This window comes from Cupriavidus sp. 05N39, from assembly GCF_056397325.1.
Genome location: NZ_JBFTNE010000049.1, coordinates 16,039 through 28,760, shown reverse-complemented (window position 1 = coordinate 28,760; position 12,722 = coordinate 16,039). Strand labels below are relative to the sequence as shown.

At 61.8% G+C, this 12,722-nt stretch carries 8 protein-coding genes; 3 read left to right on the top strand and 5 right to left on the bottom strand.

Annotated elements, in window-relative coordinates; all coding sequences use genetic code 11:
- Positions 1–6: 6 nt before the first annotated feature.
- The 4 genes from AC1DN0_RS22920 to AC1DN0_RS22905 form a co-directional block, all read right to left on the bottom strand.
- Positions 7–1,455 (bottom strand): MFS transporter, encoded by a 1,449-nt coding sequence (locus AC1DN0_RS22920; protein ID WP_441630512.1) that lies wholly within the window; start codon positions 1,453–1,455, stop codon positions 7–9.
- Positions 1,456–1,563: 108 nt separating this feature from the next.
- Positions 1,564–3,090 (bottom strand): amidase family protein, encoded by a 1,527-nt coding sequence (locus AC1DN0_RS22915; RefSeq protein ID WP_441630510.1) that lies wholly within the window; start codon positions 3,088–3,090, stop codon positions 1,564–1,566.
- A gap of 86 nt (positions 3,091–3,176) precedes the next feature.
- Entirely contained in the window at positions 3,177–4,481 is a 1,305-nt protein-coding gene (locus AC1DN0_RS22910) for an MFS transporter (RefSeq protein WP_045240300.1), read from the bottom strand.
- Positions 4,482–4,704: 223 nt separating this feature from the next.
- Complete coding sequence (locus AC1DN0_RS22905; RefSeq protein WP_441630507.1) at positions 4,705–5,925, bottom strand: pyridoxal-phosphate-dependent aminotransferase family protein; 1,221 nt, start codon at positions 5,923–5,925, stop codon at positions 4,705–4,707.
- A 177-nt stretch (positions 5,926–6,102) separates the two neighbouring features.
- On the opposite strand from AC1DN0_RS22905, the gene AC1DN0_RS22900 reads away from it, so the two are divergent.
- The 3 genes from AC1DN0_RS22900 (at position 6,103) to AC1DN0_RS22890 (ending at position 9,274) form a co-directional block, all read left to right on the top strand.
- Positions 6,103–6,822 (top strand): GntR family transcriptional regulator, encoded by a 720-nt coding sequence (locus tag AC1DN0_RS22900; protein WP_441630505.1) that lies wholly within the window; start codon positions 6,103–6,105, stop codon positions 6,820–6,822.
- 798 nt (positions 6,823–7,620) lie between these two features.
- Positions 7,621–8,541, top strand: a complete 921-nt coding sequence (locus AC1DN0_RS22895) for an ATP-dependent Clp protease proteolytic subunit (protein ID WP_441630503.1) — start codon at positions 7,621–7,623, stop codon at positions 8,539–8,541.
- A gap of 235 nt (positions 8,542–8,776) precedes the next feature.
- On the top strand, positions 8,777–9,274 hold the full coding sequence (locus AC1DN0_RS22890) for a VOC family protein (protein ID WP_045240303.1): 498 nt from the start codon (positions 8,777–8,779) through the stop codon (positions 9,272–9,274).
- A gap of 197 nt (positions 9,275–9,471) precedes the next feature.
- On the opposite strand, the gene AC1DN0_RS22885 is transcribed toward AC1DN0_RS22890, so the two are convergent.
- Positions 9,472–12,696, bottom strand: a complete 3,225-nt coding sequence (locus tag AC1DN0_RS22885) for a pilus assembly protein (RefSeq protein ID WP_441630500.1) — start codon at positions 12,694–12,696, stop codon at positions 9,472–9,474.
- Positions 12,697–12,722: the final 26 nt, after the last annotated feature.

Sequence of the window (12,722 nt, the reverse complement as noted above, 5' to 3'; positions counted from 1 at the left end):
CGCCGATCAGGAGCCGCTTGCGCTGGCCGCACTACCACCTACCGCGAGATCGGCTTCGTCGTCGGCGGCTGTCTCGCCCATGGCGCGGCCGAAGGTTTCCGGCGCAAACTGGACACTCAGTGCGAAAACAGCGTACATCGCTGCCAGCATGCTGAACATGCCGCCGACGCCGTAGGTTTCGAACACCCGGCCGCTGATCAGCGGTGTCAGTGCCCCGGCCAGCGTGCCGAGCGCCAGGATCAGGGAAGTGCCGAACGCGCGAACGTGCGTGGGATATTGCTCCGGCGCGAAGATCCAGATCGAGGTGTTGAGCAACACGACACAGAACGTAAAGGCCGCGCCGAACAGCAGTACCAGGGCGACGTTATACGTCAGGAAGCCGAAGCATAGTCCGGCCGTGCACGCCAGCCCGGCGCCTACCGTCAGCACGCGCTTGCGCGGGATGTGATAGCCGCAGTACGAAGCCGCGAGCGCGCCGAACAGGCTGCCGCTCTGCATCACCATGGTGAAGAGCAAGCTCTTGGAAATGGTGTAGCCCTGTGACATCAGAATCGTCGGCATCAGCGTCAGTACGGAAATCTGCGCCCCGTATGTCATGGACACCGCAATCCCGAGCGCGATCGTGCGTCGGCCCAGACGGCCTTTGAATACGTCGCTCAGCCGCACCTTGGCGCGCGGCGCCTCATCCTGCACCGATGCCTTGATGTACGGCGTCGGCTCACCTGCGAGCTTGCCCAGCCGGCCCGACGCCAGGATCGACAGCACGCGGTTAGCCTCGTCTACCCGTCCCTTGGACAACAGGAACCGCGGTGTCTCCGGAATAAAACGTCGATAGAACACGACAAAGAACGCGGGGACCACCAGGCAGGCGAACAGCCAGCGCCAGTTGTCCGGTCCCGGGAACATGGCGAACACGGCCAGGCCAAAGGCGGGCGCCAGCATATTGCCAAGACCACCGCTGCCCACGCTAACCATGCCTACCGCCGTACCCCGGAAGCGGGTCGAGCACAACTCGGCCAGCATCGTCACAGCAATGGATATCTCCCCGCCCAGGCCGATGCCGACGATAAAGCGGCCCGCAGCCAGCACCGCATAGTTCGGCGCCAGCGCGCAGATGATGGCGCCCAGCGTGAACAGCAGCAGGTTTGCACTCAGCATGGTGCGCCGGCCATAGCGATCCGCGATATAGCCCGATCCGATGCGTCCGAGCGCGGCGGCACTGAAGGTCAGTGTGTTCAGAAAGCCGATCTGCGCCACTGAGATACCCCATTGCTCCCGCAGCATGGGGCCAACCAGGCCGACCGCATTCTGCTCGAAGACGTCGAACATCACACCCAGCATGATCATGAAGATGATCTTCTTGTGCGAAGCCGTCACGCCGATGCCATCCATTGCCCGGTCGAGCTCGTGCTGCTGTGGGGAACTCGACGATTGAACTACCACTTCTGCGCCCATCTTTGTCTCCTCCTCGTTTGAGGTCGTCACGGTATATCCGCAAACTTCTCGCCGCCTGGATCGGCTGGCGTTTGTAGAGCAGCAATGAAGATTCGTTCCGATACGCCCCTATTCGAGCGCCGGTGCCGCGTACGGCGCCCGGCGCGCGCGCAGAGCCTGCTCGGCCGCATAGGCCAGCCTTATCAGCACGGGTTCCGAAAACGGACGGCCGAAGAGCTCCAATCCAACCGGCACGCCCTGCGGCGCATTGCGGTCCGCGGCGGAAAACCCCGCTGGAATCACGATCGCCGGAAAGCCGGTGGCAGATGCGAGTACGCCGTTGCGATCGGCTTGGGCCTCGCCGATTGGCGCCACCAGGCGGCGCTGATGCGGAAAGGCCAGCACGTCGATCCGCTGCGCTTCCATCAGATTCAGTAGCCGCTGGCGCAATGCCTGCTGACGTTGCAAGCGCTCGCGGTATTCCGCGTCCTTGCCCGCGAGCGCCACTGCCGTGGTCAGCGTTCCCGCGACGCTTGCGTGCACTTGCCCCGATGCGATGATGTCTTTCAGCGACCGCACCCCCACGCCCGGTGCGAGCCGGGCCAGGTAGGCATCGAGATCGTGCTCCATCTCGTAGTGATGCACGAGCGTGGACGCCAGGAGTTCATCAGGGCTGATGGCGTCATCCACCGCGACCAGTTCCGCGCCCTGTGTTTCGATGACGGCCAGTGCTTGCTGCATGACGGCGTTGACGGGCCGATGCTCGGGCCCATCGCCGAAGAAATGGCGCAGTACGCCGATGCGCGCGCCCTTGAGCCCGTCGGGATCGAGAAAGGCCGTATAACTCGCGGGGATGTGGGAGGCGCCCTGGCTCGAGACAGGATCGGCCGGGTCGTGCCCGGCTATTGCGTCGAGTAGTACAGCGGTATCCGCAACGGTCCGTGTGATCGGCCCGATGGTGTCCTGCGTCAGACCGCAGGGAACGAGCCCCGTTCGGCTGACAAGGCCCATGGTWGGGCGCAGGCCGACGAGATTGTTAGCCGAGGCCGGCGACCTGATCGAGTTGACCCCATCGGTTCCGATCCCGAGCAGGCCGAAGTTGGCTGCGATGCCGGCGCCGGTGCCCCCGCTTGAGCCGCCGGGCGTTCGCGTCAGGTCGTATGGGTTCAAGGTCTGGCCAAGCTCCGTACTGACGGTCTCCCCCCCGGAGGCAAGCTCGTGCAGGTTGGTCTTTGCCAGGACGATGGCGCCTGCCCGGCGCAGCCGCTGGACAATAAACGCATCCTGCGCGGCCATATTGCCCCTAAGGCAAGGCGAGCCTGCGGTGGTTTCGATGCCACCGCATTCGATATTGTCCTTGATCAGCACCGGGATGCCGTGGAGAGGAGCCAGGGCCTGCGCCGGCTTCCCGGCGGCCCGGGCGTCCATGCGTTCCGCCTCTGCCAGCGCCTCCGGGTTGAGCCGGAGGATGCTGTTGATGCGGGGGCCGCTTTGATCGTAGGCTGAGATCCGGTCCAGGTAGCCGCGCACCAGTTGCCGTGCCGTCAGCCGGCCGTCACGCATCGCGGCATGCACGGTGGCAACGGTGGCCTCCAACAGGTTGAACGGCGCTTGCGTATCTGGTCCGTCCGTTTTCGATTCGAATGCACTGTTCATGAGAGTCTTCCATGCGCCCGCTACGGGCGCCCGAGTCGTTGGGGGTGCGGGGAAGCGGTGCGGCGCCGGCGCACCGCTTCCCGTTGTTATCGGTTGACCAGCTTGGCAGGCAAGGTCCAGATGGCAAAGGCGCCAATGATCAGCATTGCCGCGATCATGTAATAGGCGCTGGTGCCACTCTGCGTCACGTCCCTGAGATAGCCGATCATGTAGCCGCTGGTGAAGCCCGCGAGATTGCCGATCGAGTTGCTCATGGCGATTGCCGTGGCCGCCGCGGCACCGCTCAGGAAAGCAGTCGGCAGCGACCAGAACAGCGGCGTGCAGGTCAGGATGCCGGCCGCGGCAATTGACAGGAACACCAGCGACAGCGCGGTACTGTGCATGACCCAGGGCAGCGCCAGGAAGCCGATCGCTCCCATCATGCAGGGCACGATCAGGTGCCAGCGCCGTTCGCGATGCTTGTCGGCGCTCTTTGCGAAGAAGTACATCGTGACAATCGCCGCCACATAGGGGATCGCGCTCAGCAAGCCGATATGGATGGGGTCGGTGACGCCTGTGGACTTGATGAAGGTCGGCAGCCACAGGGTAATGCCGTACTGGCCGGTGACATAGCAGAAACAAATCAGGCTGATGAGCCAGACGCGTGGGTCGGTGAAGACGTTGCCGACGCGCGCCTGCGGGTCCGCCGACCTGACGTCCTCCGCCTTGGCCAACTCCAGCACGCGCTTCTCCTCGCTGGAGAGCCATTTGGCCTTGGCAATCGAGTTGTCCAGATAGTAGAAGCAGAAGAGGCCTAGCAGGACTGCGGGAACGGCCTCGATGAAGAACATCCATTGCCATCCGGCCCAGCCTGCGATGCCGCCCATGCTGCCCATCAGGAAGCCGGACAACGGGTTACCAATGATGCCGGACAGTGGCGAGCCCATGCAGTAGATCGCCATGATCTTGGCGCGCCGGTGTGCCGGATACCAGCAGGACAAGTAGTACACGATGCCTGGCGTAAAGCCGGCTTCGGCCAGGCCGAGCAGAAAGCGCAGCGTGTAGAAGGCGGTTGGCGTCTCCACGAACACGAAACACGCGGAGAGCACACCCCATGTGACCATGATGCGCCCGATCCACACCTTGGCGCCGAACCGGTGCAAGGCCAGGTTGCTTGGCACTTCGAACAGGAAGTAGCCAATGAAGAAGATGCCGGCGCCCAGGCCGTAAACAGTTTCGCTGAAGCCCAACTGCTGCGACATCTGAAGCTTGGCGAAACCAACGTTGACACGATCGAGATAAGCGATCAGGAAGCACAGCATCAGGAACGGTATCAGCCGCCAGCTTACCTTGCGATAAACGGCGTCCTCGAAGGTCCTCACTTTTGTCCCGGCCTGCAGGGTAGTATCCACAGCGTCTCCTCAGCTTTTTTCAGGTATGTCTGTGCTGCTGCACCGATCCTCACGCGATCGGTACGGTGCGGGGAATTGGCGCCACCGCGTACCGGTGACGGACTGGCTCCCGCCGCGATGCCCTCCCCGGCATCGCAAGGCTGGAGGCCAGTCCAGGCGCTGGCCGCCGCGGCGCAGCCGCGCGGAATTCCTCGCTTCGGAACTACAGTTGCGTCGGACGGCGTCAGGCCGCGGCTTTGAGCGGCAAGGGCGTGGCATGGGCGGCCAGGTAGTCCATCGCCGCGGATGTCCCGCTTGCCGCGACCGGCACGCCCGAGATCTTCAAGCCCATTTCGCAGCCGGCGAGCGTCGCCATCAGCGTCAGGTCGTTGCAGTCGCCGAGATGGCCGATGCGGAACATGCGGCCTTTCATCTTGCCGAGCGCCGCGCCCAGCGACATATTGAAGCGGTCATAGATGTTCCTGCGCACAACGTCCGCATCGATCCCCTCGGGCATCATCACGCCGGTGAGAACCGGGCTGTACGCGGAAGGGTCGGCGCACTGGATCTCCAGCCCCCAGGCGCGCACTGCCCGGCGGCATGCCTCCGCCAGCCGCTGGTGGCGCGCGAACACATTGTCCAGCCCCTCGCCGAGGATCATGTCGAGCGCTTCGGACAGGCCATAGAGCAGATTTGTGCTGGGGGTATAGGGCCAGTAGCCGGTGCGGTTCATCTCGATGATCTCGTCCCAGCTCCAGAAGCTGCGCGGCAGTCCTGCCGTCCTGGCGGCTTCGATGGCCTTGGGAGACACCGCGTTGAAACTGATGCCCGGCGGCAGCATGAGCCCTTTCTGCGAGCCGGAAACGGTCACATCCACGCCCCATTCGTCGTGCCGGTAATCAGCAGACGCCAGGCCGGAGATCGTGTCGACCAGCAGGAGCGCGGGGTGCCGCGCGGCGTCGATCGCCTTGCGCACGGCCGCGATGTCCGAGGTAACGCCGGTCGAAGTTTCGTTATGCACCACGCACACCGCCTTGATGGCATGCTGGGAGTCCGTGCGCAAGCGTGCCTCGATCATGTCGGCCTGCACGCCGCGGCGCCAGCCTTCGATGCCGGGCAAGCCGAGAAACTCTGGCCGGATGCCAAGATTCTCGGCCATCTTCTTCCAGAGCGTGGCGAAGTGACCCGTCTCGAACATCAGAACCGTGTCGCCGGGACTCAGCGTGTTGGTCAGCGCGGCTTCCCATGCGCCTGTCCCGGAAGCGGGATAGATCACGACCGGGTGCTCAGTCTTGAATATCTGCCGGATCCCGGCCAGCACCTTGAGGCCAAGCACCCCGAATTCGGGGCCGCGATGGTCGATGGTCGGATAGCTGATGGCTCGCAGGATGCGATCGGGAACGGGGCTCGGCCCGGGGATTTGAAGGAAGTGGCGGCCGGCGGGGTGGAAGTTGAGTTTCTGCATGGTCTCCTCCAGTTGAGTTTTGAATACAAAATACTCTAGCAGAAGAGCTACATGGAGACGGGGCGGATGTTGCTAAAATTTCGCAGTGTTTACCCCATAGGAGAGGGATTCTGCGGCTTTTTGGAGCAATGTTAAGTGTCTGCTAAAATGTATGCAGCAACGTTTTCTGGAATTTGAATGCAAAATTCTATTTTGACCGACACGGATTCTTCCGTATCCGTGCTACCCAAGGTTGAGCGACGGCGCTTGCATGACACGGTGGTGGATCATCTGCGGACGTTCATCGTCGAGGGGGTCTTGAAGGCGGGTACGAAACTCAACGAACGTGAGTTGTGCGAGACGCTGGGCATCTCCCGCACGCCCCTGCGCGAGGCCATGAAGGTGCTGGCGGCGGAGGGGCTGATCGAAAGCACGCCCAACCGGGGCGCGACGGTATCGCGCCTGTCGCCGACGGAGATTCAGGACACGTTCGAATTGATGAGCGGTCTGGAAGCGCTATCCGGGGAACTGGCCTGCGAGCGCATCACGGCCATCGAGTTGGCGGAGATCAAGGCATTACACTACGCGATGCTGGCATGCCGGGCCAAGGACGATTTGTCCGGTTACTACAGCTTCAACCATCAGATTCATGACCGTATCAACGAAGCGGCCCGGAATGTCGCGCTGCGTCAGACCTATCTATCGGTGAATCGGAGGTTGCAGGCGCTGCGCTACCGGTCGAACTATCAGAAGCCGAAATGGGACAGCGCCATCCATGACCACGAGGAAATGCTGACGGCGCTCGAGGCACGCGATGGCAAGCGGCTTGCCGCGATCCTGCGCCAGCATCTGCTGGACAAGCGCGACGCCGTGCTACTCATCCAGTTGAGCGAGGCCGGCGACACGTCAGGCACATAGCGCAGCGGGCCGAAGCGCCCACATCCCACTGCGGCTTGACCAGGGCGAGGCTGTTCAGTCTGGCCAGAGCCAGCCCCCTTGGATGAGCGCTCATGGGCTTACCGGACCTTCCGCAGGCAGAGCCTGGATGCCCGCTCAGGCTGAAGCCGCCATTCGCTCCCTCCCCCGCTGGGCGGCAACCCGACGGCAAGTCGGTCAGCGAGAACGAAAGTAAGTGACCGCCTGGAAGAAGCAGAAAGACGGGACCTGGAAGGCCATCCACGACATGTGGAACTCGGATGCAAGGCGGGGATGCGGCGTCATCTCCCAGCTTGCCGGCTCAGTTACGCACACGCACGTGCGGCACGACTGGCTGCGTTTGAGGACGGCGCGCTGCGACCGGCGTTGGCCGAAGACAGTCGTGCTATCCGCTGCCTGTCAACAGCCTCCCCTCGGCCTGATCAGCCATCCAATGCGCTGGCACGCCGCCGCCCGCCGGTCATTTGCCTCGTCTGCGGCGGCACCGCTCGACCTAGGCGTCGCCATTAGTCTCGAAAAACCAGCTTCATTTACCCAGTCCTCGATCTCCGAGGGTGCGCCAGATCGAACGATCGGTGGCCTCCGCCGCCGCCGTCTTGTCATGGTGCATCTCCATCACCGAAGCCCTCGCGCCTGGCCGTCCAGCGCCTGATATCGTCGTCCATCAACATGCGCAATGCAGTTCCTTTCAAGGGTCCCCCCCAAGCACATTTTCACTGGGTCATTACACCGTTCATCACAGATTCGAGGCTATGCTTTTCACATTCCAAGGAGGAGCGTATGCGCAGCAATAAGCACCCAGAAGCCAAGAACGCGGCGGCGCAAAGCTTGATCCAACGGTTGCTTTCCGGGTTTTGTTTCGCTGTGCTTATGTTTCCCGGTGTGGCGCCAGGAATGGAATTCAGGATCTACTACCAACCACAGATTAAGATGAAAATGGTTATCGGGGAGGGGAGGATTCAGGAAGGCGATGCAAAGAAATTCCTGGCGTCCGCAAAAATGGCTGACCGTGATGAAGAAGGACTCGTTACCCTTGTTTTAAACAGTCCGGGAGGAAATGTTGAGGCCGCTTTCCGAGTCGTCGATGCCATGGATAGAGTACGCGTCTATACAACAGTTCCAAATAATGCCAGGTGCGCGTCCGCTTGCGCTTCGGTCTTGTTCGCTTCAGGGGAACGCCGAAGTGTTGTTGGTACGGGGCTGCTCGGTTTTCACAGTTGCTACAGGCGCGATGGGCGAACTTACACCGGGGACTCGCTTTGCAACGAAATAATCGCGGCAAACGCAATGCAAAGGGGCGTCAGCCACGCAGGCATCAATCGTTTCGTTAAGCAATATGGTGCGCGAGACATGGCGTGGGTCGGGCACGACGTCGCTTGCAAGTCGCTGCAAGGGCTATGCAAGCCTGGGCAACTGGAAACTAAATACGAGACGAACGATGCGTTGATGCGTAGTTTTGATTGCAGCAAGCTCATATCTGTTCAAGCGCAGCTTATTTGCGGGGATGCGGAACTTACCCGCATCGATAAAACACTGGCAGAAATCTATGATCAAAAGATAAAAACATCGGTTAACAAGGCGCGGTTACGAGCGGATCAACGAGCATGGCTTCGCAATTCTCGCAACGCGTGTGGCGATAAAGTTTGTCTACTGCGAAGTTATCATCTCCGCATCGATGAACTAAAGCGGGTGCGGTCGTAATGACGTGTTGATTGACGTTGGCCACGCTCAATCGCCAAAGCGTGAGCGTCACCCGGCGCCGCAGCAAAACCGTATTCCTCGGGCGCGCGCGACACGAAGTGATTCTGACTGCCCGCCGCGCCTTCGCACGACGGGAGTTCACACATGGAGGTCCGCTATCTGCGCGTTGTCGTCGTCTTCCAATGTTATCTTGACGGTGGCGAATGTCGGTGCTCAACGCCTCAGGAGACACGAAATGACAAGCAAGAACACGATCTGTTTGTGGTACGAAGGCGGCGCCGTTGACGCCGCGAACTTCTATGCCGAAACATTCCCCGACAGCTCTGTCGGCGCCGTCCTCCGCGCACCAGGCGACTATCCCGACGGCAGGCAGGGCGATGTCCTGACGGTTGAGTTCACCGTCGTTGGCATTCCCTGCCTCGGGCTGAACGGCGGCCCGCATTTCAAGCACAACGAGGCCTTCTCTTTTCAGATCGCGACGGACGACCAGGCCGAAACCGACCGTTTGTGGAACGCGATCGTCGGCAATGGCGGCCAGGAAAGCGCATGCGGCTGGTGCAAGGACCGATGGGGATTGTCATGGCAGATCACCCCGCGCGCCCTCATCGCGGCGATATCCGACCCCGATCGCGCGGCGGCCAAGCGCGCATTCGACGCGATGATGACCATGAAAAAGATCGACATCGCCGCGATAGAGGCGGCACGGCTGGGCCGAAACCTATCCTCAAGTTGATGGATCGGGTCCCGGACGTTCTCTCCTGATCCGATCCGAGGGGATGGCTGACTGAACGGTTCGGGTTGGGAGTGGACGTTCGTCGTTGCCCCGCGAGCGTCCGCAAATCAATGCCATTTCCGCCGTTCGTCGCTGGCGAGGCGGATGGGCTTGCGCCGTTTGCCTCGCCGCTTGCAACCAATGCTTGATGCAGGGTTCTAGTGCTTATCGCTCTCCGGAAACCAGTAGATGCGTTTGCGCTTGCCCACGCCCGCGATCTTGATCTTCTGAGCACCCAGTGCCGAGGTAGCGTCGCCTCCTCCGGCACCGGTCTGGTTGCCACCACCGAGCAAAACCGGCACAACGGTAGCGGTCGCGCCGCTGCCAATCGATACCATGCCGAATACCGGCGAAGGCGGAAAGCCGCCGCCATCCAGGATGATCGAACGTTGCGGGTTTTGGCCTGATGCCGTAAGGAAGCTGAAGGAATAGCTCCGGGCGATGCCAAGATTGGGGTAGCACATGCCCGCCTGGGGCACTGCCGGCGTATTTGTGCCGATGATGGTATTTCCGGCGACGGTGAGCGGCGCATTCACTGCTTTCTCGCCGGGATTGGTGAGCGTAATGTAGAAGCCCGAACCAGTGCCGTCGTACTTGGCCGTGGTGCTGGTGTTGTTGACGAGAAGCGCCTCTGTGATGGGTGTCCAGGTGGCCGGCATGCCGAGTATGTTGGTGTCCTTCAACATGTAGAGGCGATTGACCACGTTGTAAGCGGTCCCCTGCGTGGTCGAGGCCGAGTACAGAGGATGCTCGCGGTCACCCGTACCGGCCGTAATGGCATCGAAGGTAGCAGTGGAAATGACGTCGGGTGCATAGAAGAACTTGCGCGCGTCATTTGTATTAGCTCCGCCGCCGAGTGCGGCGAGCTTGTTTAGCGTCCAGTTGGCAGGCGCATTGCCCGCGGTGGTTTCAAAGTCGGCTCTCCAGAGATTGCCGCCGACGTCGCCAACGTACAGGCGTTCGATATAACCGTCGCCATTGCGGTCAAGCCCCGTGACATCCGACGGGATGGCCCGGGTCAGGCCGGCAACCGCCAGGCATGTGCCGCTCATACCGCTACAGTTGGGCAGAGCGCTCCACACAACGGCGCCGCTGACGGCATCGAATGCCACGATGCCGCGCCCCATGCTATCGACTCCCGGCGACGGATCGCTGTCTTCGGCCGAGTCATAGCCCGCGCCCATCACCACCAACGGGTTGGCGTAGCCGCGCACGCGCATGACGCGCGGCTGGGACCAGGTCTGGCCGAGCTCAGGGATATCAGCATTGGAGCGTTTCCACAGGAAGCGTGGATTGACGGGATCCGTCACATCGATTGCATAGATCAGCCGCCCGCCGCGGCGTGCCGTCAGGTAGATGACCACGCGAGGATTCGCCGCGTCGCGCAAGTCCTGCATCACGGTGGTACTTCCGTCGAAGAAGTAATCCCGCGGCGCCGGAGTGGGAGTGATACCGCCAGGCGTGGTCGAGAGCTTCACCTCCGGAGAGTTGGTGTAGAGGCGGCTGAGCTTGCCAAGGAACTCCGGTGCGATGAAGCCCCATAGCTCGCCGCCCGGCCTCACACTGCCGATGCCCTGCGTCTGGTTGCCGTTGATCGCGTGGTACACGCCATCGTTGGTGCCATAGAACACCACGACTCCCTTGCTGCCGCCATAGTTGACGACAGCCGGCCGGGAATGCAGTACGTCTGCGTGGATCGAACTGCGCACGGTCACCGGCGTACCGGGACCTGGCTCCGCTTCGGTGCCGGCCAGGCTGCTGGTATCCGAAGCGGCGACGTCCTGGCCGCGTACCCAGGCGATAAGCTTGGGCAATTCGGCTGCGGTGATGGTGGCCGCGCCGCTGGTCCCCGAGTTGATGACGGCAAGGCCGCCGGTCGAACTCGTGTCCTTCAGCCATGTGTTGGAACTATCGAATGACGGCATCGCCGCGCTAGTTGGGCAACTACCCGCACCGTTGCAGGTTATCAGTTGCCGGCCGGTCTGGCTGGTCAGCAACTGTGCGCGCAGCATCTCGCCCGCACCACCCTTTTCCACAACCTCCCCGTCAGGGGAATCAAGGCCCCACCCGACACTCGACGGGCTGTTCTTCCAGTATCCCGTGGCCGGCCAACTACTGACCGCGCTGGCCCCATAGCCGGTCGCGCCGAAGGAAAGCGGCGGCTCCGTCGTCCAGAAACTGACAGCGTTCGGAGAGATAAAGCCCGTCGCCGCGTTGCTGATGGCAGCGTTGCCCTTGGCATCCTGCAGCACGATGTTGCCGCTGGCGTCATAGCCGATCTGATACTGCTTGAGATTGCCTTGCCACCGCGGTGCCGCGGTGGCATCCGGGCGGAACATACCCACATAGACCTGGTTGAGGAACTGACCCTGGGCATTGACGGAGGCCGGAAGGCTGACCGAGGCAAAGACGCTGTTGATGGCCTGCACCTCGTTGAAGATTTGCAGCAAGGCCGACGTCAGCCCATTGACGTCACCGAGCTGTACCACATAGGTCTTGCCGCCGCCATTGGTCGCCATGCTGCTCGCGAACTGGACATAGTCAGGATTTTTGCTATCGGTCACCGCGATCGTGTAGGTCACGATGTTCTGACGGTTGGCCATGTTGCCCTGGACGTCGGTCTGGTACATGAAGCGAGCCCATTCGTCGCCCCAGTTGCTCTGGTATTTGTTGTCGGGTGCGGGAATGACAATCTGCTGTTGCTGAGTTGCAGTCGCGCCTGCGGCGGCCAGGGCATTGATGACATTCTGGCCTGTGTCTTGCGGCTTGCCGTTGTTCACGGCGTTGGCGATATAGATGACAAAATTGCGCTGACAGGGGTTGTCGATCGGTGAGGTGTACTTGGTGCCGGACAAGCCAGTCTGGCCGGCATAGTAGGCCCACGATTCCTGCATACCGCCACCGACCTGCGAGTTGTTCGAGTTGTCGGCCTGACGGTCGATTGTTTTCACATAGCTAAGGAAGCTGTCGACCCCGCTGTTGTCCATCAGCGGCAACTTGTAGGGCGCCGCCGACGGGAACTTGAACCGGCCGCCGACGTTGTCCCCGGCGCCGAACATCATCACGCCGAGATTGAGGTTGCCCAGCAGTGTGGGGCTGGTCTTGATCGACGACACCGCGTTGTAGAGCGCGCACTGCTCGGCGCCAACGTCCTTGCCTGCGTTATTGCTGGAGACGACCCCCGATGTGGAGCAGGTGAAGCTGGCCGACGCATCCCAGGTCGATGCATTGTCGAACAGGATCAGCACATTGGGCTTGCCGGACTGGGGCTGCAAGCCAGTGTACAGATCGATGTCCTCCGCCATTGCCGGATGCAAGGCGGAAAGCGCGAGTAACGTGGCGATGGCAATGCGCGAGGCAGCGCGTTCAGCGAATTGACGCATTGTGAGTCCTGAGGTGCGGAGGTGAA

Excerpts from the sequence above, each read along its gene's own strand:
- AC1DN0_RS22920 (WP_441630512.1), bottom strand. The coding sequence starts at position 1,455 with ATGGGCGCAGAAGTGGTAGTTCAATCGTCGAGTTCCCCACAGCAGCAC.
- AC1DN0_RS22890 (WP_045240303.1), top strand. The coding sequence starts at position 8,777 with ATGACAAGCAAGAACACGATCTGTTTGTGGTACGAAGGCGGCGCCGTT.
- AC1DN0_RS22900 (WP_441630505.1), top strand. The coding sequence starts at position 6,103 with ATGCAAAATTCTATTTTGACCGACACGGATTCTTCCGTATCCGTGCTA.
- AC1DN0_RS22885 (WP_441630500.1), bottom strand. The coding sequence starts at position 12,696 with ATGCGTCAATTCGCTGAACGCGCTGCCTCGCGCATTGCCATCGCCACG.
- AC1DN0_RS22905 (WP_441630507.1), bottom strand. The coding sequence starts at position 5,925 with ATGCAGAAACTCAACTTCCACCCCGCCGGCCGCCACTTCCTTCAAATC.
- AC1DN0_RS22895 (WP_441630503.1), top strand. The coding sequence starts at position 7,621 with ATGCGCAGCAATAAGCACCCAGAAGCCAAGAACGCGGCGGCGCAAAGC.